The organism is Flavobacteriales bacterium, from assembly GCA_021296215.1.
In the GTDB taxonomy this organism is placed as follows: Bacteria; Bacteroidota; Bacteroidia; order Flavobacteriales; family ECT2AJA-044; genus ECT2AJA-044.
Window position 1 is genome coordinate 1 of sequence record JAGWBA010000022.1, and the last position, 23,587, is coordinate 23,587.

The window sequence follows — 23,587 nt, forward strand, 5'->3', positions numbered from 1 at the left end:
CAAAACCTATATCGGCCTTATTCCTCTGTTCAGTCCTGTTAATTAAATAATGAAATTTAGAAAAGTCGAACTTAGGAAGCCTATGGCCTACAGCTTATGGCTTATGGACTGATTTCGTTCAAGGTCCATGGTTCATGGCTCATAGTTCTTTCTCAACTACGAACTAAGACCTCAACAATAAGAACTACATCCGTTATTTCCACGACAGATTCAGATCGCTGTGGCTCAGTTTACCGTAGATGATCGGCGCAGAATCGTTATTCACGACCACTCGATAGTCCGAAGAGTTCATTCCTCGTTCCTTCTCCACGGCCTTCATGCCCGAATCGACGTCGACATCGGAGAAGCTCGTCTGTATTTCGAATCGAACTTCGGCGTCCTTCCTCAATTCGATATCCACATCGGAAAAGTCGACGTTCATATTCATTTCGTCCCATTTTTTGCCGATAACTTCAATGTTGACATCACTGTGCTGTACCTCGAGACCGCCCGATAATTGAGTAACCTCGCGCAGTTCCACATCGCTGAACTTTACATTGAGCTTGAGCAAGCGGATGTCTTCGCCATCAAAATCACTGTGCTGGATCTTGGCACTAAGCCCGTTGACTCCTTCCACGTCGCCATCGCCAAATTGGAGTTCGACGATGTTATCGGCATGACTCAACCTCTCGAGTCGGAAGTCACCGTGTTGTACATCGATCTTGGTAGGGCCATTTCGGTCTTGCACAGCTACGTCTCCAAAAGAGTTGCGCAGTTGAACCCTTGAGTCGCGCGGTACGCGCACTACGTAATCAATACTGAACTTCTGGATCTTGTTCCCGCAGTTGCAGTCATTCTCCGTTTCGGCCATGACCATGTTGCCGTTCTGGGCAAACTTCACATCGATCTTCTCTAGTGCTTTGCGCGCATATTCTTCGTTCTTTCCCTCGATCGTGATCTTAACATCGATCTTGATCTCCTGGCGATCCCAATCTTGCAGCTCGATATCGCCAAAGCTGTTATCGATACGCAATTCGGATTCGGCAGAAACATTAAAGACCTTGTTGATCTCTTTTTCGACCTCCTGCGCCCACAAAGTAAGTGGAACAAAGGCCAACAGCATCAGAATGGATTTAAGTTTAAGCGTTTTCATTTTGGTAGTTTTTCTGTTCGTTCAAGGTTTGTAGTTGTAATGTCAGTGCCTCCAGCACTTCGATGCGGTCGCGATAATTCTCGATCATGGCATTCACCACGCGCTCATCGCTGTAATTCCTGGCCAGCGCCTTTGAAAGCTCTTCATAGTCGTCCTCCAACTCGTCCAGTTCGTCGAAATAACTATTGAGTATATAGTCTTCCGCACCCGGCATCTGCTGCACCTCTTCTTTCTTGGCCAAAATGGTTCGGCGGTAATAATCTTCCACCTGTGCCATTTCGCTTGAAACCTCCTCGAGATACATGGTCTGATTACCCACGATCTTTTCTTCGACGGGTGCCAAATTGTAGTTCTGATACACGAAGACGGCTCCGAAAATGAGCACGGCCGCTGCCGCCATGTAGGCAAATCTCTTTAGGGCCTCGCGGCCCGACGCGCGACCTGCATCCTCGGAGGAATCTCCGGTTCGCTGCCCGGCCAAACGTTCTTCGAATCGCTTGCGGTGTCCGACCGGAGGTCTCTCCCGATCGAAAGAACTTCCGTTCTCCCGAAAGAAATCTTCCAACTTATCCGACATAACTTCTTTGATTTAAAATGCTTTTCAATTTATTCTTGGCTCTTGCATACTGCGATCGGCTAGTGCCGGCATCGATATTCAGTATTTGAGCTATTTCTTCGTGATCGTAACCTTCGAGCAAATACAAACTCAAAATCGTTTTATATCCGCCCGGAAGCTTTTCCATGGCCTTGTAGACATGGTCTATATTGAACTCACCTCGATCTCCCTCTTCTTCAGCCACCGGTTGTAACAGAGTATCCTCTGTACTGATCCACTCAATCTCCATCTTCTTTATCCGATCCAAACAGTGATGCACTACTATTTTCTTCAGCCAGGCTCCAAAGGCCACTTGCCCGTTAAACTGCTCGAGCCGCTCAAAGGCCTTCATGAAGGACTCTTGCATGGCATCTTCAGCATCGGCATCGTCGTTCAAGAGCCGTAGACACGTGTTGTACATCGCCCTGGCATAGCGGTCGTACAACTCCATCATCGCACGTTGATCACCATTGCGACATTGCTCGATCAAATAGTCCTTCGGATCCAAGTGAGGGGTTTTCGATTCAGTTCTCATAAGTAAAAGACGAGCGGTATCTCGAAACGTTGCATGAGTGCGTTCTTTATTTCAAACTTTTTCGTTCGGAGGGATGGTTGATTGGTTGATTGGTTTACTAAGGAAGTTAATGGTTATTGGCTAATGGCAATGGTTTCTTCCTCACTAAGACCTAAGAACTAGATAATGGTTATTGGTTAATGGGATTTTATAATGAATGTAATATCCGTGGTAACGGGGTTTTAACCCGGCGAATCTCCTGATCGAATTAGTAGTAAGGATTGGTGCAACACAGCCCCGGGCTGAAGCCCGGGGATCAAAAGATCAATCCCGAACCGCAACCCCTAATGAAAATAAAACCCTCGGCCCCGGGTTAAAACCCGGGGATTATGTAATTGAATCATTAACGATTTATAAGAAATAACACACGAATGCAACACAGCCCCGGTCTACAGCCCGGGGATCAAAGCGTTGAAATTTTGAGGACAGGCTCCTAATGGAAACAAGACCCTAAGCCCCGTGCCTCATCCAGAGAATTCCATAACAGAATCAAATACGGAGGATGGATGCAACACAGCCCCGGGTTAAAACGCGGGGTTAGAGTGATTGAGTGGCTTCAGATATTACAGTCCTTCAATGGTTCAGGTAAAGCCTATGGCCTAAGGCCTAAAGCTTAAGAATCCGAGCCAACTAAGACCTCAACACTAAGACCTAAGAACTACGTTAAAAACTCCGTAAAGACCTCCCCAAAGTAATCCGGCAGATCGGTGGCCAACATACTCTCTTCGCTTTGATCGCGAAGGGCCAACTCAGCGGCTCGGCCATGAATATACGACCCCAAGATCGCTGTTTCCGCAACGCCATAACCTTGGGCTCGTAGACCGGTGATCAGGCCGGTTAACACATCTCCACTACCGCCGGTCGATAGACCGGAGTGCCCCGTACTATTGAAATACGTTTCGCCGTTCGGCAATACCGTTGCCGTATAAGTTCCCTTCAACACCACGACACACTGATATTTTTGGGCGAAGTCGATCGCTGCGTCGTACTGATCAGGACCCGGTGCAACGCCCGAAAGACGTTCGAATTCCCCAAGATGTGGAGTGAGTATCGGTACATGCTGGCAAAACGTCAACCACGTTTTGTTCTCGGCTACGATATTCAAGGCATCGGCATCAATGACCAAGGGCGATTGTGCGTGGCGAATGAGGTTCTTGACCATGTGAGCGGTATCCTCTTCGGTACCGATACCCGGCCCAAGCCCAATGGCATCGTACCGATCGAGCTTCGGATGATCGGTGAGGTGTTCCGGAAACGCATCGAACCGAGCCATCGCTTCGGGCACGGCCACTGGCCAAATGGTTTCTGCCGAACCGGGAACATGCCCGGTAAGGAGTCCAACACCACTACGCAAACAGGCGCGTGCACACATGATCGCTGCCCCCATAGTACCTTTGGCACCGGCCGATATGAGCGCATGTCCGAATCTGTTCTTATGCGTAAAGATGGGTCGATCGCGATAGCGCTTACTTACCCAATTCTGATCTACGAAGTGCCACGGAGTCTCTACCGAATAGGAGTATTCTTTATCGAGTCCGATATCGATCACCTCGAAAGCCCCGCACATGGGACCGCTATCCGGCATCACCATCGCCCGCTTGGGCCATTGGAACGTGAAGGTCACATCGGCCCGCAGGGCCATAGTTAGATCATTATGGCGGTTATTGTCGGCAAATATACCGGTGGGCAAGTCCACGGCCACGGTGAATCTGGGGTCGTTATTAAGCGCTGCGACCACCTCGGCCAAAAACCCTTCGAGCGGCCGCGTTAGGCCGGAGCCCAGCAAGGCGTCTATGCGAACCACCTCGAGTTCATCGGGCATTGGTGCCTTTCTGGGCGACCACTCCTCAAAACCGTCGACCTGTTTCAGGTTCGTCTCAAAACCATCACTGCCCTTTTTCAAATGCCGCACAACGACCACACGCACCTCGTATCCGGCCGCCCTCAGTAAACGTGCGATAACGAGCCCGTCTCCCCCATTATTTCCCATTCCGCAGTAAACCGAAAAGGGCATGTCCGGATCAAAGACCTCCGTCAATCGATCGGCGACTCGAGATGCTGCCCGTTCCATCAGGTCAATGGACGCAATGGGCTCTCGCTCTATGGTGAGCCGATCAGCCTCACGAACTTGCTCTACGGATAAGATCTTCATGGAGTTTCAAAATTTGCGGCAGTACCAAATGGTGGCCGTCGTTTATGATCTCGTGCTGACTATTTCGGCGTCGTTGTTCCTCAGTCCATTGCCGGGCCATACGCTGGCGAATTTCTGCAGGCGAAAGGCCGTCGCGCTTCATCACCCGCTCGATCCGCACCTCCTCCGGCGCGCTAACCAACACCACTTCGTCGAGGGCCAAATGCGCTCCCGATTCGAACATGATGGCGACTTCCTTTACGATGTACGGAGCGTTTTGCTCTTCTATCCAAGCATAAAAATCTCGGCCTACGGCCGGATGAACAAGTTGGTTCAATCGCTCCAGTAATTCCTGGTCGTTGAACACCCTTTCTGCGATCCACGGTCGGTTGAGCCGTCCATCGACATACGCCTTCGGGCCCAAAAGATCGATCACCTCACTTTTGAGCTTCTCATCGGTCACGTACAGCCTCTTCGCCCGATCATCGGCATGGTAGATCGGAATACCGAGATGCTCGAATACTCCGGCGACCATGGTCTTCCCCGATCCGATACCGCCCGTAAGCCCAACCTTGATCATTGCTTTAGAATTAAAAATTCGACGCGCTCGGGGTCGGTCCGCACGAGTTGCGCGGCATCGGGCACCAGGGTCCAGTTGGGGCGCACACGATCACCGGTAGTGCTTTTGACCTGCTCAAATTCTACGATTGCTGTAAAATCGTCGGATGAAAGCTCTTCGAAACGGGAAAGTGGAACACGGCAAATGGCTTTTACTGTAGAGGGAAACAGGCGGAGTCCAAGTGAATCGGGCAGCCCGATCACCGAAATCGGTATGCTGTACTCCACTTCGGTAAATTCTTCAACGGGCAACATCACCTCTACCTGTGAAGGGGCGAACCTCAGGGTGCAATCGAGCCGATCCAAGGAAAGCGTTGCTCGGAGCGTATCCGAAACGTTATCGACTTTCCAAAGCTCTGTTGATGCGAACCTCAAAGTGTCCATAAGGGCTTGACGGCCCGATACCTTTACTAAGGGCGGATCAACGACGATATCCCCGGTCGCACCGAAACCCGTTTTAAACCCGATGGAATGTTGGATCGAAACGGGAAGGGGTTTATCGGCCCGTAGGGCAAAAGGAAAAAACAAAGTGTCGGGATACACCGAAAGTACGTTCACCGACCCCGAAAGCCGGTCGGAGATGGTTTTGCGGAGTTCGGAAAGCTGAACGAAGGCGCGTTGGCTATCATTGTGGCGTTGGCGGAGGTCAATGCGGTCGAAATCGAGCACCAGGTTATCGCGGTTGCGGTAGCGGTAGCCGATGAGATCGAAGCCATAGCCTTCCACTTCGAGGATGATCCGCGGAGCATCGCCTAAGGTCCATATTCGGTCCTCGGCTAAATTCTCATAACGAACGGGGAGCTCTACCGTGGCGATATAGGTACGCGAGAGCTTGCTCAACAGCCAAAAGACCGAAGACAGAGCCAAACCAAAGATGAAGATCGATCGTTTGCGGTCGTCCTGAAAGAGGCGCAAGATGGGATTGCGATTTGCCGTGGTCGCCATAGCCTAAAAATAAAAAACGAGTCCGACAGTGGGGCTCGTTCTTTGTTAAACCTTTAAAAGTGACTTACGATTCAGTCTCTTTCTTTTCTTCGACCTTTTTGGTTTCGGCCTTGTCTTTCTTGGAGGACTTGCCCTCCTCTGACTTGATGTATTGGGCGCTCAACTCTTTGCTGATGCTCGCCTTCTCCATCTTTATCTTGATGCCGTTCTGGACCTCCAAAGTGATCGTGGTGTCGGTCATTTCGGTGATCTTTCCGTGCATTCCTCCGTTGGTGACAACACGTTGACCTTTGCGGATCTCAGAGCGGAAATTCTTTTCATCCTTCTGGCGCTTCATCTGCGGTCTGATCATAAAGAAATAAAAGACCACGATGATAAGAAGGACCGGTAAGAACCCTCCAAAGCCTCCTCCGGCTGCTTGTAGTAAAATCATATCTGTGTTATTCGGCCGTTTCAGCGGCTACCACTTCTGAAGTAATGGTAAGCACTTTCGTATTTGGCGTAGTATTAGCGATGATGGTCACGCTCTTTTGCTGCTGTCCTTGACGTCCTTTGCTGTCGAAGCTTACAGCGATCTCACTAGAAGCTCCCGGAGCAATCGGCTCATTGGGCCAATCGGGTACCGTACACCCACAGCTACCACGTGCACTAGTGATGATCAATGGAGCGTCACCCGTATTGGTGAATTTGAATATCGTTTCGGCCTTGGTTCCCTCAACGATCTGACCAAAGTTGTGGCTCTCTTTGTCGAAAGAGAATACCGGAGTTCCATCCGTATCCACCACTGACGGATCAGTATTATTCGTTTGAACGGGTTGTACTTCCGGCGTAGATGCAGCCTCGGGCTGAGTAACTGCAGATGAAGCGTTATTAACATTCTCGATTCGGTTCGATGCTTTTTCTCCACATGAGATTAAGAACAAACCGGCAGCTGCTAATACTGCAAGGGATTTCATTTTCATAGCTCGTTTTTGATTTATTCGATTAAACCGCGGCCCAATTTCCGTAATTCGCCGCTTTCTTTCAACTCCGCAACCAACTTATCCAGAATACCATTGATAAAGACCTTGCTTTTGTTGGTACTGAATTCCTTGGACAGCTCTATATATTCATTCATACTCACTTTGACCGGAATTGTTTTGAAGTGGAGGAATTCGGCCAGCGCCAACTTCATCAGGAGCATGTCCATTTGTGCGATTCGCTCCATCTCCCAGTTCTTCGCCTTATCCGCGATCATGTCTTCGAACTTGTCGCCCTGAGTCACCACCTTGCGCATTAGGTCAATGGCGAAATCCTTGTCCTCCACATCCCGATACAAGGGCTCTATGGCTTTAGAAGCTCCCGATTTTTCTTTGAGCACCTGTAGTGTTCTCACCACGGCCGAGTTCACTAAGGCCAAGTCCTCTACCCAGTAGATGCTCTTCTCTTCGAGTATCTCGTGTAAGGTTTCGTTATTGGCTACGAACTCCGCGTACATTTCGACCAAAAAATCACGATGCCCTTTATAGGTCTCCTCTTCCCGCTCCAGGTATTGGGCGTAGAGTTCGGACTCCCGTACGATTCTAAAAAGCATTTTGACGAATTCTTTCTGATCACCCCAATTCACCGCGTGTGATTGGCTGTACTGTCTTAGTCGGTCACTATCGATAAGGTCCATGATCGCCGGATTCTCGACGAATTTCAAATTCGGGTGTAGATCCTCATGGGTGGGGAGCCTTTTCCTTTTACCCTCTTCGATCCTGTTTTCAGCCAATCGTTGAAAGGAGATCAAGAGCTCCAGCATCAATGCGTATAGATCGTAAATACGATCCATGGAGCGAATGAGTTCGTTCTCAGCTCTGGATAATTCCTCACCTTCCTTGTTGTAAAAGGCATAGAGTGCTTGAAGCACGCGAATTCTTATGAAACGTCGGTTGAGCATGTACTGCGTTTATCGGTTCTCTTCGATCCGTTGTTGAGCCAATTGAAGCGCCGCATGAGAAGTTGGAATCCCACGGGTCTCCGACAGCTGCAATATATCTAAAGTTGTATCGTAAATACCTTCCGTTCTGCGCAAAGCTTCAGCGCGATCGAAATGCTTGATCTCGGAATACACGTTGATCAGCCCTCCGGCATTGATCAGGAAGTCGGGAGCGTAAATGATACCTTTACTCATCAATGCCTTACCGTGCTTGTTTTCGTCCGCCAGCTGATTGTTAGCTGCACCGGCAATGATAGAGCACTGAAGTCGATCGATGGTAAAGTCGTTTACCGTAGCACCGAGTGCGCATGGAGTGTAAATGTCCATTTCCATGTCGTACACTTCGTCTCCCATTTTCGCTTCAGCACCGTACTCTTCGGCCACTTTGGCCAGTTTATCTGCGTTTATATCCGTGATCACCACTTCAGCGCCTTCTTCGGTCAGGTGTTTCACAACGTTCTGTCCAACGGCACCAATACCCTGAACCAGCACCTTCTTCCCTTTGAGGTCATTGCTGCCCCATTTGTACATCGCAGAAGCTTTGATTCCCATGTAAACCCCATAGGCCGTAACCGGAGAAGGATTTCCGCTTCCTCCCATCGATTCCGGAATACCGGTTACGTGATCCGTCACGGATTTCACCACTTTCATATCGTGTGTAGTCATGCCAACATCTTCAGCCGTTATATACTTACCGCCGAGAGAATCGACGAAACGACCGAACGCACGCATCAGGTCATCCGTTTTTTGAGTAGAAGCATCACCGATGATTACGGCCTTTCCTCCTCCGAGGTCAAGCCCGCTGATCGATGCCTTGAAGGTCATCCCGCGGCTCAAACGAAGCACGTCGTTCAGCGCTTCTGATTCATTCGCATAGTTCCACATACGCGTGCCTCCGAGAGCCGGTCCAAGCACGGTATTGTGAATGCCGATGACACATTTTAACCCGGTCGCTTCATCGCGCCCAAATACGACCTGCTCGTGGCCCAAACGATCGATGCGGCCGAACACCAATTCACCGTCGCGATCCGTAGGCACCTCTTCCGCTAAACTCTTCATAACTTTGATCTTTTTGTGTAGGAGAACGTTCCCTATTCAATATCGCTCAAAAGGGTTCGTTTATTTCGCTTGAAAAGTGCTGCAAAACTAACCCTATTTTCAATCGATACCAAACGGCATGATGGCCCTAGCCCACCTCAATAAGTACTTCTGGAAATACAAATGGCGCTTCCTGCTCGGAATCATTTTCGTCGTCATCTCTAATGTCTTCTCGCTCGTTCCCGCCCGTATGGTTCGGGAAGGATTCAATACAGTGAGCAAGGCGATCGAACATTTTCAGACTAACGCCCTACGGGCGGATGTGGGAGACCTGCAAAAAACGCTTCTCACGTATGGGCTCATCGTTATCGGAACTGCTCTGGCTCAAGGAATCTTTATGTTCTTCATGCGACAAACGATAATCGTAATGTCGCGATTCATTGAATTCGACCTCAAGAACGAGATCTTTCAGCAGTATCAGGCCCTTACGATAGCTTTCTACAAGCGAAACAGTACCGGAGACCTCATGAATCGCATCAGTGAAGATGTGAGCCAGGTACGCATGTACATCGGCCCAGCCATCATGTACTCTATCAACGTATTGTCTCAGCTTATCTTGGTGATCGGGTCCATGTTGTTCGTGAACGTAGAACTCACCATCTACGCACTCCTCCCTATGCCTATCTTGAGCGTCGCTATTTACTACGTATCCAAAGAGATCAATGTCCGATCGGAGCAAGTACAGCGTCAGCTTTCGAACTTATCGACCTTCGTTCAAGAGAATTTCTCCGGTATCAGAATCCTTAAATCCTACGCACGTGAACGAAGCTCCGCACAGGACTTCGACAAGGAAGCACTGGAATACCGAGATCGTTCTCTCGACCTCGTGAAGGTCAACGCGCTCTTTTTCCCGTTGATGATCCTGCTCATCGGTTTATCCACGCTCCTCACGATCTACATTGGAGGACGACTAGCCATAGAGGGAACCATCACCACCGGAAACATTGCCGAATTCGTGATTTATGTGAATATGCTCACCTGGCCGGTGGCCTCCCTGGGTTGGGTAACGAGTATCGTTCAGCGCGCAGCAGCTTCACAAAAGAGGATCAACGAGTTCCTCCATCTCGAACCGGAGATCCGGAATCCGACACTTGAGGATACTCCAATATTAGGGGCTATCTCGTTCAAAGACGTGAGTTTTACTTATCCGGACAGCGGAATCAAGGCTCTTTCGAACATCAACTTCAATATTGCGCCGGGACAAAGTTTGGCCATCGTCGGTAAAACAGGATCCGGAAAAAGTACCGTAGCACATTTGATCGGACGCCTATACGACCCAACCTCCGGGGAAATCCGAATCGATGAACGTCCGCTTGAGAATATCAATCTCAAGAACCTACGAAGCTCCATTGGGTACGTGCCGCAGGAAGGTTACCTGTTTTCTGACACGATCGCGCGCAACATCGCTTTCGGACTCGATGAGTACGATCATGAGCGCATTGAACAAGCCGCACAAGACGCTGATGTTCTACACAACATCCTTGATTTCCCGAAACAATTCGAAACTAGGGTCGGAGAACGTGGGGTGATCCTTTCTGGTGGGCAAAAACAGAGAGTATCCATAGCGCGAGCAATTATCGTTAATCCAACCATTCTCATTTTCGACGATTGTTTATCCGCGGTGGATACGCAAACGGAAGAAACCATTCTTCAAAACCTCAAACGGGTGATGAAGGACCGTACAACGGTTATCATTTCACATCGAGTGAGTTCTGTAAAGCACGCAGATCAAATAATCGTTTTGAGCAATGGAAGCATCATAGAGCGAGGCGATCATCAATCCCTTCTAGAACAAAAGGGCTACTACGCCGACCTTTACGAACAACAGCTTCTCGAAGAGCAAGAATCGTCTTCCGCGAACCGCTCGTAAATTTTTGGAGTATTTTTTTAAGTTTGTAAGAGACCTTACAAACCCAAACTTGATGGAAGGAAAAGAAAGAAGGGATCAGGAGGATATTTATTCCAAGATCCTACGTGCAGGAAGAAGGACTTATTTTTTCGATGTTCGATCGACCAGAGCGAACGATTATTACCTCACCATTACCGAGAGTAAGAAGTTTACCAACGACGACGGATCATTCCACTACAAAAAGCATAAGATTTATCTCTACAAAGAGGATTTTGAAGGATTTCGCGATATGCTTCAGGAAACCACTGATTTCATTCTGAATGAAAAGGGCGACGAGATCATCACCGAAGCACAACACAACGGTGAAAGCCACTCCCCGAAAGAGGCTGTAGAGGCCGTTAAAAACGGTAAGAGCTCGGACAAATTCACCGACGTAAGTTTCGACGACATCTAGTGTTAAAGCCCTCTCCAGAATGAGCAGAATAAGAAAGCCCCGCTGCGTGCGGGGCTTTCTCGTTAATCAAAACCTATTTAACCATGAGAACTTTTATACTCTCCCCTTCATAACCCGGTGAAATTGAAAATGGTTCAACAGCGCAATAAAAAAACTCCGCCCAAGGGACGGAGCTTTTTAATTTCTATTTACCGTTCGTATTAGTGAACGAATTTAGACTGAAGCGTGTTCGATGGACTTACCCACTGAACGTGGTAAATTCCTTTGGCCCAGTCTGCTACTTCGACTTCCATTTTAGTCACATTGGCTTCAGCTGAGGTTTCGTAGACCAATTGACCAGCCGTATTGTAGATCATCAGTGTTTCGTTCCCGTTTACAGCCGGAAGCTCGATGAACAAGCGATCTTCGGCCGGATTCGGATATACGCTCAAATTCGTAGCGCGCAACTCGTTCTCGTCGATCGATACTACAGCATCAAAACGGATATTATCAATGTACAAGTTGTTACTCAGGTCACCTGATATAAACTCGAACATAAACATAACGTGATCATAACCTGATACCGTTCCAATGTTTACGGTTTGAGTAGCCCAATCACTTGATGAAGGAATGAAATTAGTACCTCCAGCGCTTCCGCCAGTAACCAAATCGCCCTCATCCAAGGTCAAGCGAGTAGACCAAGTGACGCCGCAATTGACAGACACCAACACGCGGAGTCTCTCCGTAATATCATCCGGGAAGGCAGCGTTCGTAGCATAAGCGAAGTCAAATACTAAATCACCACTCTGAACAAAAGAAAGATCGTAAGGTGGAGAAACCAAACGGTCAACACGTCCACCTAAACGGTCGTAGTACCATGCCTCTGGAGAAGGAATTTGAGCTCCCGGGTTTACATTCTTCCAGTTCTTCAAACGGACACTTTTAGCACCGTCGCTTGCTGCCTGACCTTCGATAGTGAACTCTTGCTCGTTATCCAAGAAGTTCTCCATTCGCCAGTAGTATCCTTTTTCGTCTTCGAAGCTTTCAACATGGTCGGGTCCAAATACTGCCCAAGATGGAGAAATGTGCACCGCCTGCTTCACGGCAGTGGAAGAACCTTGTGCGTTCGTCACAGTCAAGGTAACATCTTTCCATCCCGCTGAGTTGAAAACTACATTCGGGTTAGCATCTGATGACGTTGCTGGCGTTCCACCCGGGAAGGTCCATGCAAGAGTATAACCATTCGCTTGATAGCTATCGTCGAAGAACTGAACGTTATCACCAACACAAGCAAAAGTGCGTCCAGGATGAAAATCTGCAACCGGTACGCATTCAGGAGCCGATGTAACATCGGTTCCCGTAAAGGCCATGTTACTTGGAGTTGGCAAAATTGGACGCTCAAAAATCAATTGTTCGCGCATCACAGAAGCCTGTTCTGTGGTAAACATTTGCGGCAGTCCACAATCAGCGTAGTCCATGAAGTTCTGAACGTTTTCAATGGTTCCTGGATTACAATCGTCTTTGTCTAAGTCGCAAGCAAAAGATCCGGCAGTCATCGGAGTATCTGAAATACCATCATCACCACACTCGATGTCTACCTGCCCAGAACCCCAAGGGTGCAAGAGACCCAAGTAGTGTCCGGCTTCGTGATTCAAGGTCCAACCATCGTCGTTGCTACCACCGAAAACGGCATCGGCGCGACACATAATTCCGTCGTACCAGAAAATAGTGCCGGGGAAAGTCGCGTAGGCCAATGTAAGACCCGGCCCAGTACTTCCAGAGCCAGCAACCTTGGCGGTGTAAATGTTCAAATAGCGATCAGGAGCCCATTGATCCACTTTTGATGCGTAGTCACCAAATTGAGCTTCTTGAGTTGCAATACGGTTGATACCATCCGTACAGTTCCCCGCGGGATCTTTTGTCGCAAGGCGGAACTCAATGTTAGCCTTTCCGATCAATCCTTGAAAGGCCGGAACGATCTGTGTAGTATCGGCGTTGAGCTTCTCGAAATACTCGTTCATGCGATCAATCTCATTCAAGATGCGCGTTTTTGAGATGTTCTCTGTACCGTATTCATGTAAAACGTGAAAAACCACCGGGATTACCAATACAGTATCTCCCGTAGATGACGTTCTGAAACTGTTTTGGATAAGGGCGTCACGGCGGATCTCCAAATCAGGATAGCGCTCCATCAAATCTTCGTATGCCTGTTGTGTACCACATGGCTCGACCCCGTGCTGGTGCGATTGACCCTGCACCAAGAATCCACCCGTGAGGGCGATAGCGAATAGTAGTTTCTTCATAGTATCAGTTAGATTATTTGTAGCCAGATGGCCAAATATACAATTAACACTAAAATAATGAAAGGCGTTCTTTTCTATAAATCACAAGTCTGGCTAATAGTTCAAAATGAACATCCCGACCAAGGTCAAAATGAAATATGTAGCCAAAGTAGCGGCGCCTTTGTAGTCTTTTGCGATGCGTTGGCCAAAGAACAGCATGATCAGGGCCAAAGCCGAGACCGCTGCTCCATAAAATGCATATGAATTGTCATCGTAGAAGATCAATTGAACGACCCCCAGAGAACTCAGTAATCCGGCCGCGAGTTCAACCAGCGTAACAATACCAAGTAAAAAAGGAACCATTTCTCTTAATCCGGTATCGTCAAAATGCCCCCTCAAGAACTCGACGTTGCCCTTCCAGTCAAAAATCTTATCCGTGCCCGACTCCATGAATAAAATGCCCAAAAAAAGGGCTACCATAATTTGAATCACAATGGTCTGCTCAAAGATCGACGGGCTCAAGACCTGTTGGGCGTCATGAAGAATAATAGCTAGTGACATAGGCAAGTAGGTTTGAGATTAATGGAAAGTTAACAAATAATATCCTGTTGATAAAAAATTGAGGCTTCACAAGGGAGTTCGGAGCTAAATACGGTACTTTGAAGTGGTATAAAACCGTTGCTTAAGCAAAGAAATCACATGGGAAAAATCGTCGCCATCGCGAATCAGAAAGGGGGTGTAGGAAAAACGACCACTGCAGTTAATTTGGCTGCTTGCCTCGGAGTTTTAGAGAAAAGGGTCTTGCTCGTCGATGCCGATCCACAGGCCAATGCCACTTCGGCCATGGGCTTTGACCCCAAGAATTCACTCGTAGGCACCTATCAAGTTCTAGAACATGAAGTAAAGGCGTCGGAAGCCATTATGCAAACCGAAAGCCCGAACGTGGACCTGATGGCCGCACACCTGGACCTCGTAGGCGTAGAGATCGAACTGGTCGATAAGGACAATCGCGAGAAAATGCTTCAGAAGTCGCTGAACGAGATCAAGGATGATTACGATTTTGTCGTCATCGACTGTGCTCCATCCCTAGGACTCATCACATTGAATGCCCTTACCGCTGCCAACTCGGTGATCGTGCCCATACAATGTGAGTATTTTGCTTTGGAGGGGCTGGGCAAACTCCTTAACACCATCAAGAGCGTTCAAAGATTACACAATCCCGATCTCGATATCGAAGGTTTGCTCTTGACCATGTACGATTCACGACTTCGCTTAAGCAATCAAGTCGTTGAAGAGGTGAAAACGCATTTTCAGACCATGGTTTTCGACACCATCGTTCAGCGAAATGTGCGCTTGGGCGAGGCTCCGAGCTATGGTGAATCCATCATCACTTACGACGCCGGAAGTACAGGTGCCGTGAACTACTTAAATTTGGCCCGCGAATTCCTCGAGAAGAACGAAAATTGGAGTGAGGAGCGATTGGAAAAAACGGAAGGATAATGGCTAAAAAACAAGCTTTGGGTCGAGGCCTGTCGGCATTGCTTTCAGAACCTGATAGCGATCTGCAGAAAAACGAGACCCACAAGAAGGAAATATTGGGCGGCATAGCAGAGCTCAGCCTAGAGGAGATTCATCAAAACCCTTTTCAACCTCGGACGAATATCAATACCGAACAGCTCGAAGAGCTCGCGGCCTCTATCGTTCAGCTCGGGGTCATACAACCCGTGACCGTCCGAAGGGTAAAGAAAGAACACTACGAACTCATCGCCGGTCAACGTCGCTACCTCGCCGCACAAATGGCCGGACTCCACACTATACCGGCCTATGTGAGACTGGCGAACGACCAGGCCATGCTCGAACTCGCCCTGGTCGAGAACATTCAGCGACAAGAGATGGATCCCATCGAGATCGCTCTTTCGTACCAGCGACTCATCGACGAATGCCGGCTCACCCAAGAAGAAATGAGCAACCGCGTGGGTAAGAAGCGCTCGACCATCACGAACTACTTGCGCCTTCTCAAGTTGAACGACCTCATCCAGGCCGGCCTTCGCGACAACATGATCAGCATGGGACATGCACGTGCCCTCATCAATATCGACGATAAAGATGCACAGCTCTTCCTATACGAAGGGATCATTGCGCGACGTTTATCCGTACGAGAGGTCGAGCAGCGCGTTAAACAGCTTAAGGATAGCAGCCCCGCCAAAAAGAAAAGCGGTACTCCACTGCCTTTCGCCTACCAGCGCGTGAATGACGATTTGAGCAAACGATTCAAGGCCAAAACCGAAATTCAAAGAAATCGGTACGGCCGAGGAAAGATCATTTTTCATTTCGCTTCTGACGAAGAGCTCGACCGCATCGCCGAGCTATTGAATAACGAATGACAAACCCTAAGGGCCCATATTTATTGGCTTTCACTTGCTTGCTGTTGGTTTTTTCGGCCTGCGGCCAGAATGATTCCTTGTGGCGTCCCGTTCAAAATGATTCCATGCGGTTGGTCACCGCCAATGAACTCAGCAGTACCGACACCATGGTCCATTCGCCCAAAACCGCATTGCTGAGGAGCCTGGCCGTTCCGGGCCTCGGGCAAGCGTACAACAAAAAGTACTGGAAAATCCCCATCATATACGCGGCCCTCGGAACCAGCGTTTACTTCATTATTGACAACAACCGCCAGTACAATGAATTCAAACAGGCCTACATCGATCGGCAAGATGGCATCGAAGACGATTACCCTCAGTATACCGATGACAACCTCATCACCCTGATCGATTTTTACCGTCGAAACCGCGATTTCAGCGTGATCCTTACGGCCGGAATTTACATGATAAACCTGCTCGACGCTATGGTCGATGCCCACCTCTACGAATTCGATGTTTCGGACGAGCTCTCCATCAAAGTGAGTCCACATGTACAGTTTACCCCACAATCGGGGTATAACCCCTCGGTCGGATTCACCCTAAAGTTTTAACTTAGCCCGCTATGAAGATCGCCCTCCTCGGTTACGGAACCATGGGTCGCGAAATCGAAGCCATAGCGCTCGAGCGCGGCCACAGCATACCGATCAAGATAACCTCTCAAAATCGTAGCAAACTGACTAATGAAGACCTCGCCAACTGCGATGTCGCCATCGATTTCAGTAAGCCCGAATCTGCCGTAGACCTCATCGAATGGTCCTTGCGCAACGGAGTGCCTACGGTGAGCGGAACTACCGGATGGCTCAATGATTGGGAAAAGATCATGGCCCTGCGGGCCGATGTGAACGGCGCGTTCTTCTACGCCTCTAACTTTAGTTTAGGAGTAAACGTGTTCTTTGCTGTGAATCAACGGCTCGCCGAACTTATGAATCCGTTTGAAGATTACGACGTAAACATGACCGAGATCCACCACACGCGAAAAAAGGACGCTCCAAGCGGGACTGCTATCACCTTGGCCGAAGATGTAATCGAGCGCGTTGAGAGATTGCAGGGTTGGACATCCGCCCGAGAGGGCGAAATAAATAAACTCCCTATCCGTTCTGAACGAGAGGGCGACGTGCCCGGAACCCACGAGATCGTTTACGAGAGCTTTATCGATAAAATAACCTTACGGCACGAGGCTAAGAACCGAAAAGGGTTCGCACTTGGAGCCGTACTAGCCGCTGAATGGCTGCCCGGAAAAACGGGGAGCTTTGGCATGAAAGACCTATTGAACCTATGACCTGGACCGGTTTCTTACTCGGTATGGCGATCCTGCAAGTGATTCGCTTCGCATACTACCAGCCTTTCTTTCAAAAGATAGAACAACCTACGCTGCCTTTGTTGGTGCCGATTTACGGCGAACTCCTCATTCTTAAAATGCTGAAACGCCCTTGGTGGTGGGTCATTCTGCTGTACCTACCCATGGTGAGCTGGATCATGTGGATGGTGGTATTCGCCGAAACCCTGCAGGTCTTTGAACGCCGGAGCACTGCAGACCGCGTACTCGCGATCTTCACCTTGGGAATCTACATGCCGGTCATCGGGCGGTCAAAAGAAGCGAAGTACGAAGGCCCGCGACTCCGGGGCGATAAAAGCGGAAACCGCGAGTGGATAGAAGCCGTGACCTTTGCCATTGTAGCCGCCACTGTGATCCGAACATTCACAATTGAAGCGTATACGATCCCGACCTCGTCTATGGAAAAATCCATGATGATCGGTGACTTCTTGTTCGTGTCGAAAATGAGCTACGGCCCACGAATGCCCATGACACCGCTTAGCTTACCGCTCATGCACAACACGGTACCACTGCTCGGATTCCCATCATTCGTCGATTGGGTCGAGTTCGACTATCACCGTTTACCGGGATTTAGCAAAGTGAAGAACAACGATATCGTAGTATTCAACTACCCGATGGACAGCGATTTGCCCGTTGATAAGCGCACCAACTACATTAAAAGATGTGTAGGTACGCCAGGCGATAGTATCCGAATTGATCGGTCGACCCTGTTCGCCAACAGCGACACGGTTTGGCTTCCGGAACGTGCGGCTCCTCAGCTGACCTACCTGGTTAAGACGAACGGACAGGGATTCAACCGCAAGACCTTACTCGAAATGGATATTACAGAGGGCGGCCAAAGTTCTCGGACCGATTTCATTTTCTTGCTGACCAAGGAGAATGTGAAACGCATACGTCAGTTTTCGAACGTGCTCAGCGTTGAACCCATGATCAAATCGGCGGGCGTGGCCGATGAGGGTATTTTCCCACAGGAACCCGGCAAATTTACCTGGAACGTCGATAATTTCGGGCCGCTCTGGATTCCCGAAAGAGGAGCTACAGTGGCTATATCGACCGAGAATATTCGGTTGTACGAGCGCATTATATCTTTCTACGAAGGACATGATATGGAGGTCAAAGGTGAAAGCATCATCATCGATGGGCAAATCGCCGAATCGTACACCTTCGAAATGGACTATTATTGGATGATGGGGGATAACCGCCACAATTCGCTCGACTCGCGATTTTGGGGATTCGTGCCCGAAGATCATATCGTTGGTAAGGCAGCCTTCATTTGGATGAGCTACGACAAGTTCCAGAACGACTTTGGAGATCGCATCAGAACGGATCGCGTATTCACCATGGTCCACGGAAAGGGTCCACGGAAATCGCTCTTCCCATACTTCGTAGGAATACTCGTACTGTACTTCGGCTTCCGCTTCTATCAAAAGCGCCGTAAGAATGCCGCATAAACTGTTCAGTCTGGCTTATTTTCCGCCCATCTCGTATTGGGTGGCTTGGATGAAGCCCGGTACCAACTTCATTGACCTGGCCGAGAATTATCAAAAGCAGAGTTATCGCTCGCGCGCCTGTGTTGCTGATCCAAGCGGTAAAAAGAACCTCATTGTTCCGATCGAGCACCGATCGGGAGTTCGCCTTCAGACGGCTACGGCAGATTTGAGCTACTCCGAGAACTGGCCTCTGGTTCACTGGCGAACTTTGGAGTCGAGCTACCGCAGTTCTCCGTACTTCGAGTACTATGAGGATTCTTTAAAGGCCCTGTTCGGACGTCAATTCGAAACGCTGGCCGACCTTTGTATCGCCTCGTGTGAGTGGGTAGCCCAAGAACTGGAGTTCGACCTCGAATACGAGGTCTTGAACGAATTCCTTGAGGCGCAGGACGACGAGGTCGACTACCGAAAGCGAATTCACCCCAAACAGCCCACCTTGCTCAAGGCCGAAGAGTATATGCAAGTATTTGGCGATCGGCACAACTTCGTTCCAGACCTAAGTATTCTCGATCTCTTGTTCAATAAAGGACCCGGGAGTTATTCTTTTTTGCTCGAAAGCGAACTTCAGGGCGCTTAATTTGTCATCCTGCCGAGAGGCAGTAAATTTGACTTTCTACACAAAAAGCTATGGACATCGAATTCAATAAAAACGAAGATGCTTTGAAAATGCTGGTTTCGGACCTCGAACAGCACTTATCTCAGGTACGTCTTGGCGGCGGTAAAAAGAAGATCGAAAAGCAACATGCCCGGGGCAAGCTCACCGCCCGGGAGCGAATCGAATACCTGGTCGACGATAATAAACCCCGCGTTGAGATCGGTGCCTTTGCCGGTGACGGCATGTACGAAGAGTACGGCGGCTGCCCCAGTGGCGGAGTGGTTGTGGAGATCGCCTATGTGCGAGGCCGACAGTGCGTGGTGGTGGCCAACGACGCAACCGTTAAGGCCGGTGCCTGGTTCCCCATCACCGGAAAAAAGAACTTGCGCGCCCAAGAAATTGCAATGGAAAATCGCTTGCCTATCATCTACTTGGTGGATTCGGCCGGTGTGTTTCTGCCGATGCAAGACGAGATCTTCCCCGACAAGGAACACTTTGGTCGCATATTCCGCAACAACGCGGTCATGAGCAGTATGGGAATTCCGCAAATAGCAGCCATCATGGGTTCCTGTGTGGCAGGTGGTGCCTACCTGCCGATCATGAGCGACGAAGCCTTGATCGTGGACAAAACAGGGTCCATATTCTTAGCCGGCAGCTACCTGGTAAAGGCGGCCATTGGCGAGGACATCGACAACGAAACCCTCGGTGGGGCCACGACTCACTGTGAAATTTCGGGCGTTACGGACTATAAGAGCAAGGACGATAAGGACTGCCTCGACTCCATCAAGAACATCATGGACAAGATGGGCGATTCCGAAAAGGCGGGCTTTAACCGAACGGAGCCGAAGGATCCGGCAAAGCCCATGGACAACATCATGGGCATCCTGCCCGAGAAACGCGACAAGCAGTACGATATTCACGAGCTCATTGAGCACTTGATCGATGCGGACAGCTGGGAAGAGTATAAAGCCGGATACGGTCAAACCATCGTAACAGGCTATGCACGTATCGATGGCTGGGCCGTGGGAATCGTGGCGAATCAGCGCAAACTCGTGAAGAGTAAAAAAGGCGAAATGCAATTTGGCGGGGTCATCTACAACGACTCCGCCGATAAAGCTGCCCGCTTCGTGATGAACTGCAATCAAAAGAAGATCCCACTCGTATTCCTGCAAGACGTAACCGGATTCATGGTCGGTTCGCGCAGTGAACACGGTGGTATCATCAAGGACGGTGCTAAAATGGTGAACGCCATGAGCAATAGCGTGGTGCCCAAATTCACGGTGATCGTTGGAAACAGCTACGGTGCCGGGAATTACGCCATGTGCGGAAAGGCATATGATCCGCGTTTGATCGTGGGCTGGCCCACGGCAAATGTGGCGGTAATGGGCGGTTCGCAAGCGGCGAAGGTGCTCTTGCAGATCGAGAAGAGCCGTCTCAAAGCTCAAGGTGAGGAGATCACGGCCGAAAAAGAGAAGGAGCTGCTCGAGAAGATCGAAAAGCGGTACGAGAGTCAAACCAGTCCGTATTACGCTGCTTCGCGACTTTGGCTCGATGCGGTGATCGATCCGCGTCACACGCGAAAGGTTTTGAGCGTCGGCATTGAAATGGCGAATCACGCTCCGGCCGAAAAACAATACAACACGGGAGTGTTGCAGACCTAATATCGCTTAGCGGTTACTGTACCGAACTTCGCCCGATTTCCCTTTAAAGAACAGGAAGCCCTTGGAGCTTTGCACGTCAAAACCCTTCCAAGCGGTTCCGGCCAACACTTCTATGGTGCCGTGCACTTCTACTGCGCCACCCGGTTCTACCGTAATGCGCACGCCGTAGGCCATCCAGGTCTCACCCTTGAGGTGCAGCACGGCCCCATTCTTCACGACCAAATGGGTCAAGATCGACCGATCGGTCCAGTGTTGTTCGCCACGCACTTTTATTTTGGCCTCAACGGCCGGAAGCGGCATTTCCCACAAACCTCGACCAAACGTCGCGGCCCTCAACACCCGGGCATAGGGGTGCAACTCCAGTTCGCGCACTTCGGCGTGCGGTATGCCCCATTCCTGGGACCACGCACCGTTGAATCCTTCCTTTACGAATACTCCCGCACTCGTCCCGATGTAAATCCGCCCGCTGAGGGCGGGATCCGCTTCGATCTCCAATACCTTGCGATCCTGTAACATGGCATCGCCACGCGCGATTCCGGTCCAGTCCTCGTAGCGACTACCGTTGTAGTACAGTACCTTGGGGTTGGGATATCCTTCGAAGCCATTTTCCTGTCGACCAAAGGCGACCCAAAAGGCACGCGGATTAAACGGATCGGGCTCGATGTCGGCTATGGTTAGTTTTATGGGCTCGCCATTCTTGAACTCGGGGATCGAAGGAACTAAGCGCTCCCACTCAATATCCAGCGCCATTTCGTTCCGAGCGTCCCGCGTCCGCCAAATACCTTCGGTTCCGGAAATGCTGGTGAAATACAGCTCGTTCGGATCGTGTTCGTTCAAGTAGACCTCCCAGACCTCTGCGCCTTTGGGAGCCTCCTTGAGCATTTCCCATTCTTCACCGCGGTTCCAGGAGCGCATCACTCCTTTGGGTGCTGCTAAGTACAGTAGGTCTTCGTCTTTCAGGTCCACCGCAAAGTGAACTTTCCATTGGTACCCGGCCACATTGCGAGAGGGCGTGCGGAAGTCCGTTCGTCCATCCGGTTCCATATACCCGAATCCCGAGCTCGACGAGCAGTAAATCCCGATGGTGGAATCGGTAACCAGTGGAACCGATTTAAATCCATCACCAAAGAAGACCTGGCGCCATACTCCCTGATCATCGCGCCATACGTTTCCGGTGTCGAAACCACCGTAAGACACATGCGCCGGATGACTCATCGAAGACCCTATGTTGAACATATTCGACACTCCGATCCCCCGGGTGAGGTCTTCCCAAGTGTTCCCACCATCCCGCGAACGGTTGATTCCACCGTCTGTAGCGATGTATACGGCGTTTTCGTGCGGATCGAAGGTGATGTAGTGCAAATCGTCGTGATAAGCTTTAGGAAGGCCGGAAACAGTTATTCCACCATCTTCGCTTTTGTGGACCCGAAGTACATTTCCCCAATAAAGGGTCGAGGCATCCTTCGGATGAACAGCAATGCTCTGATGACGGCCATGACCCATTTGCTTTTGAGCACCCATGTCCTTGCCAAATTCGCGAATGAACGACCAGCGTTTGTCGATTAGATGAAAAGTGTAAAGCTCGGCATTGAATCGACGCGATCCATGCCCTTCGTTCGCGGTATAGGCCACATAAAGCAGATTGGGCGCATCGGCACTCATTCGAATCGTGAGCCACTTCTCTGGCAGGTCGTCGGTAATCACGGAAAAGTCTCGCGGAATTTCAATCTTATTAAAATGCGTTCCGCTATCGGTGGACATCCACAATTCACGGCCCGAGGCAAGGACCGTTCTTCCTCTCGACTCAGGCTGAAAGCATAAATCTTGAAAAGCCCCACCCGCTAGTTTGCGCCATCTCACCTCTGCGGTCGGAGCCAAAGCATTCTCAGTTAAGAAAAGTCCTTCCGTTGTAGCAGCCCACAGCCGATTGCCATTTTTCGGTTCAACGAGCAGCTTGCGTATACGTACCACATTCCAAGGCTTATTCAGTTCCGTTACCGGCAATGATTCGTCCACTCCATTGATCCACTCCCAGGTTTTCCCGGCATCCTTGGTTCGGGCCACTCCAATGGAAAAAGTAAAGTCCGCGTCCCCATCTCCACTGGCGATGAACCAAGTATCCGAAGACTCAGGTGCTACTTGAATGTGCGACACTCCTGGTACAAAAAGGTGATCCGTGCCTCCAACACGCCAACTCTCCCCCTTATCATCCGATACAAATAATCCACCCGTAGGAGAACCCGTAAAGATCCGGTTGGGAAGTCGCTCATCGAACTCAATGAAAATGAGCCTGCCTGTTCCTTTGATTCGCGTATAGGAATAGTCGGTTAAATTGGAATTCTCGGGGGATTCGGTCGGGCCCAATTCTCGCCACTTACCGTAGGTAAGGGTTTCGGGCTGTGCCCAGGAAAAAAAGGGGAAACTTAAAAGAAGTAGAATCAAATGCCTCATAATTCGTTAACGCAGAA

22 protein-coding genes are annotated in these 23,587 nt (G+C 49.8%); 9 read left to right on the forward strand and 13 right to left on the reverse strand.

All coding sequences use genetic code 11. From position 1 onward, the window contains the following. Nucleotides 1-193 precede the first annotated feature (193 nt). From J4F31_05400 to J4F31_05445, 10 genes are all read right to left on the reverse strand, one after another. Nucleotides 194-1,132: a DUF4097 family beta strand repeat protein gene (locus J4F31_05400; protein ID MCE2495996.1), complete on the reverse strand. Its 939-nt coding sequence runs from the start codon at nucleotides 1,130-1,132 to the stop codon at nucleotides 194-196. Continuing rightward, nucleotides 1,119-1,709 (reverse strand): hypothetical protein, encoded by a 591-nt coding sequence (locus J4F31_05405; protein MCE2495997.1) that lies wholly within the window; start codon nucleotides 1,707-1,709, stop codon nucleotides 1,119-1,121. Before J4F31_05405 ends, J4F31_05400 begins: the two co-directional genes overlap by 14 nt. Then, nucleotides 1,699-2,235 (reverse strand): sigma-70 family RNA polymerase sigma factor, encoded by a 537-nt coding sequence (locus J4F31_05410; GenBank protein ID MCE2495998.1) that lies wholly within the window; start codon nucleotides 2,233-2,235, stop codon nucleotides 1,699-1,701. Before J4F31_05410 ends, J4F31_05405 begins: the two co-directional genes overlap by 11 nt. Nucleotides 2,236-2,959: 724 nt before the next feature. After that, nucleotides 2,960-4,453, reverse strand: a complete 1,494-nt coding sequence (locus J4F31_05415; GenBank protein MCE2495999.1) for an NAD(P)H-hydrate dehydratase — start codon at nucleotides 4,451-4,453, stop codon at nucleotides 2,960-2,962. Continuing rightward, a complete protein-coding gene (coaE, locus tag J4F31_05420) occupies nucleotides 4,422-5,012 on the reverse strand; it encodes a dephospho-CoA kinase (GenBank protein ID MCE2496000.1) in 591 nt (196 codons plus the stop codon). Before coaE ends, J4F31_05415 begins: the two co-directional genes overlap by 32 nt. After that, nucleotides 5,009-5,995 carry a YbbR-like domain-containing protein gene (locus J4F31_05425; protein MCE2496001.1) on the reverse strand — a complete coding sequence of 329 codons (987 nt, stop codon included), beginning with the start codon at nucleotides 5,993-5,995 and terminating at the stop codon, nucleotides 5,009-5,011. The genes coaE and J4F31_05425 overlap by 4 nt, the downstream gene beginning before the upstream one ends. Before the next feature lie 64 nt (nucleotides 5,996-6,059). Then, on the reverse strand, nucleotides 6,060-6,428 hold the full coding sequence (gene yajC / locus J4F31_05430) for a preprotein translocase subunit YajC (GenBank protein ID MCE2496002.1): 369 nt from the start codon (nucleotides 6,426-6,428) through the stop codon (nucleotides 6,060-6,062). A gap of 7 nt (nucleotides 6,429-6,435) precedes the next feature. Further along, nucleotides 6,436-6,951, reverse strand: coding sequence for a DUF1573 domain-containing protein (locus J4F31_05435; protein MCE2496003.1), 516 nt, complete (start codon nucleotides 6,949-6,951; stop codon nucleotides 6,436-6,438). Nucleotides 6,952-6,971: 20 nt separating this feature from the next. Beyond that, complete coding sequence (gene nusB / locus J4F31_05440; GenBank protein ID MCE2496004.1) at nucleotides 6,972-7,916, reverse strand: transcription antitermination factor NusB; 945 nt, start codon at nucleotides 7,914-7,916, stop codon at nucleotides 6,972-6,974. 9 nt (nucleotides 7,917-7,925) lie between these two features. After that, nucleotides 7,926-9,014 (reverse strand): Glu/Leu/Phe/Val dehydrogenase, encoded by a 1,089-nt coding sequence (locus tag J4F31_05445; GenBank protein ID MCE2496005.1) that lies wholly within the window; start codon nucleotides 9,012-9,014, stop codon nucleotides 7,926-7,928. A 118-nt stretch (nucleotides 9,015-9,132) separates the two neighbouring features. Here J4F31_05445 and J4F31_05450 point away from each other — a divergent pair, with 118 nt between their 5' ends. After that, on the forward strand, nucleotides 9,133-10,923 hold the full coding sequence (locus J4F31_05450; protein ID MCE2496006.1) for an ABC transporter ATP-binding protein: 1,791 nt from the start codon (nucleotides 9,133-9,135) through the stop codon (nucleotides 10,921-10,923). Nucleotides 10,924-10,975: 52 nt separating this feature from the next. Continuing rightward, nucleotides 10,976-11,356, forward strand: a complete 381-nt coding sequence (locus tag J4F31_05455; protein MCE2496007.1) for a PUR family DNA/RNA-binding protein — start codon at nucleotides 10,976-10,978, stop codon at nucleotides 11,354-11,356. Between the two features lie 200 nt (nucleotides 11,357-11,556). On the opposite strand, the gene J4F31_05460 is transcribed toward J4F31_05455, so the two are convergent. Further along, the gene (locus J4F31_05460; protein MCE2496008.1) at nucleotides 11,557-13,638 is read right to left on the reverse strand and encodes a T9SS type A sorting domain-containing protein; all 2,082 of its coding nucleotides are present in this window, start codon (nucleotides 13,636-13,638) and stop codon (nucleotides 11,557-11,559) included. A gap of 93 nt (nucleotides 13,639-13,731) precedes the next feature. Beyond that, nucleotides 13,732-14,178 carry a DoxX family membrane protein gene (locus J4F31_05465; protein MCE2496009.1) on the reverse strand — a complete coding sequence of 149 codons (447 nt, stop codon included), beginning with the start codon at nucleotides 14,176-14,178 and terminating at the stop codon, nucleotides 13,732-13,734. A 138-nt stretch (nucleotides 14,179-14,316) separates the two neighbouring features. Between J4F31_05465 and J4F31_05470 the strand changes: the two genes are divergently transcribed. The 7 genes from J4F31_05470 to J4F31_05500 all read left to right on the forward strand — a co-directional run bounded on the left by J4F31_05470 (nucleotide 14,317) and on the right by J4F31_05500 (nucleotide 21,119). After that, on the forward strand, nucleotides 14,317-15,117 hold the full coding sequence (locus J4F31_05470) for a ParA family protein (GenBank protein MCE2496010.1): 801 nt from the start codon (nucleotides 14,317-14,319) through the stop codon (nucleotides 15,115-15,117). Next, nucleotides 15,117-16,001 (forward strand): ParB/RepB/Spo0J family partition protein, encoded by an 885-nt coding sequence (locus J4F31_05475; GenBank protein ID MCE2496011.1) that lies wholly within the window; start codon nucleotides 15,117-15,119, stop codon nucleotides 15,999-16,001. Before J4F31_05470 ends, J4F31_05475 begins: the two co-directional genes overlap by 1 nt. Before the next feature lie 104 nt (nucleotides 16,002-16,105). Continuing rightward, nucleotides 16,106-16,588 (forward strand): hypothetical protein, encoded by a 483-nt coding sequence (locus tag J4F31_05480; protein MCE2496012.1) that lies wholly within the window; start codon nucleotides 16,106-16,108, stop codon nucleotides 16,586-16,588. An 11-nt stretch (nucleotides 16,589-16,599) separates the two neighbouring features. After that, a complete protein-coding gene (dapB, locus tag J4F31_05485; protein ID MCE2496013.1) occupies nucleotides 16,600-17,316 on the forward strand; it encodes a 4-hydroxy-tetrahydrodipicolinate reductase in 717 nt (238 codons plus the stop codon). Continuing rightward, complete coding sequence (lepB, locus tag J4F31_05490) at nucleotides 17,313-18,824, forward strand: signal peptidase I (GenBank protein ID MCE2496014.1); 1,512 nt, start codon at nucleotides 17,313-17,315, stop codon at nucleotides 18,822-18,824. Before dapB ends, lepB begins: the two co-directional genes overlap by 4 nt. Next, nucleotides 18,814-19,440, forward strand: coding sequence for a WbqC family protein (locus tag J4F31_05495; protein MCE2496015.1), 627 nt, complete (start codon nucleotides 18,814-18,816; stop codon nucleotides 19,438-19,440). Before lepB ends, J4F31_05495 begins: the two co-directional genes overlap by 11 nt. A 50-nt stretch (nucleotides 19,441-19,490) precedes the next feature. Continuing rightward, nucleotides 19,491-21,119 (forward strand): acyl-CoA carboxylase subunit beta, encoded by a 1,629-nt coding sequence (locus tag J4F31_05500; protein ID MCE2496016.1) that lies wholly within the window; start codon nucleotides 19,491-19,493, stop codon nucleotides 21,117-21,119. 6 nt (nucleotides 21,120-21,125) lie between these two features. On the opposite strand, the gene J4F31_05505 is transcribed toward J4F31_05500, so the two are convergent. Continuing rightward, nucleotides 21,126-23,570 (reverse strand): hypothetical protein, encoded by a 2,445-nt coding sequence (locus tag J4F31_05505; protein ID MCE2496017.1) that lies wholly within the window; start codon nucleotides 23,568-23,570, stop codon nucleotides 21,126-21,128. Nucleotides 23,571-23,587: the final 17 nt, after the last annotated feature.

Coding starts and splice junctions, on each gene's coding strand:
- J4F31_05400 (MCE2495996.1), bottom strand. CDS start 1,132: ATGAAAACGCTTAAACTTAAATCCATTCTGATGCTGTTGGCCTTTGTT.
- J4F31_05405 (MCE2495997.1), bottom strand. CDS start 1,709: ATGTCGGATAAGTTGGAAGATTTCTTTCGGGAGAACGGAAGTTCTTTC.
- J4F31_05415 (MCE2495999.1), bottom strand. CDS start 4,453: ATGAAGATCTTATCCGTAGAGCAAGTTCGTGAGGCTGATCGGCTCACC.
- coaE (MCE2496000.1), bottom strand. CDS start 5,012: ATGATCAAGGTTGGGCTTACGGGCGGTATCGGATCGGGGAAGACCATG.
- J4F31_05425 (MCE2496001.1), bottom strand. CDS start 5,995: ATGGCGACCACGGCAAATCGCAATCCCATCTTGCGCCTCTTTCAGGAC.
- yajC (MCE2496002.1), bottom strand. CDS start 6,428: ATGATTTTACTACAAGCAGCCGGAGGAGGCTTTGGAGGGTTCTTACCG.
- J4F31_05435 (MCE2496003.1), bottom strand. CDS start 6,951: ATGAAATCCCTTGCAGTATTAGCAGCTGCCGGTTTGTTCTTAATCTCA.
- nusB (MCE2496004.1), bottom strand. CDS start 7,916: ATGCTCAACCGACGTTTCATAAGAATTCGCGTGCTTCAAGCACTCTAT.
- J4F31_05445 (MCE2496005.1), bottom strand. CDS start 9,014: ATGAAGAGTTTAGCGGAAGAGGTGCCTACGGATCGCGACGGTGAATTG.
- J4F31_05450 (MCE2496006.1), top strand. CDS start 9,133: ATGATGGCCCTAGCCCACCTCAATAAGTACTTCTGGAAATACAAATGG.
- J4F31_05455 (MCE2496007.1), top strand. CDS start 10,976: ATGGAAGGAAAAGAAAGAAGGGATCAGGAGGATATTTATTCCAAGATC.
- J4F31_05460 (MCE2496008.1), bottom strand. CDS start 13,638: ATGAAGAAACTACTATTCGCTATCGCCCTCACGGGTGGATTCTTGGTG.
- J4F31_05465 (MCE2496009.1), bottom strand. CDS start 14,178: ATGTCACTAGCTATTATTCTTCATGACGCCCAACAGGTCTTGAGCCCG.
- J4F31_05470 (MCE2496010.1), top strand. CDS start 14,317: ATGGGAAAAATCGTCGCCATCGCGAATCAGAAAGGGGGTGTAGGAAAA.
- J4F31_05475 (MCE2496011.1), top strand. CDS start 15,117: ATGGCTAAAAAACAAGCTTTGGGTCGAGGCCTGTCGGCATTGCTTTCA.
- J4F31_05480 (MCE2496012.1), top strand. CDS start 16,106: ATGCGGTTGGTCACCGCCAATGAACTCAGCAGTACCGACACCATGGTC.
- dapB (MCE2496013.1), top strand. CDS start 16,600: ATGAAGATCGCCCTCCTCGGTTACGGAACCATGGGTCGCGAAATCGAA.
- lepB (MCE2496014.1), top strand. CDS start 17,313: ATGACCTGGACCGGTTTCTTACTCGGTATGGCGATCCTGCAAGTGATT.
- J4F31_05495 (MCE2496015.1), top strand. CDS start 18,814: ATGCCGCATAAACTGTTCAGTCTGGCTTATTTTCCGCCCATCTCGTAT.
- J4F31_05500 (MCE2496016.1), top strand. CDS start 19,491: ATGGACATCGAATTCAATAAAAACGAAGATGCTTTGAAAATGCTGGTT.
- J4F31_05505 (MCE2496017.1), bottom strand. CDS start 23,570: ATGAGGCATTTGATTCTACTTCTTTTAAGTTTCCCCTTTTTTTCCTGG.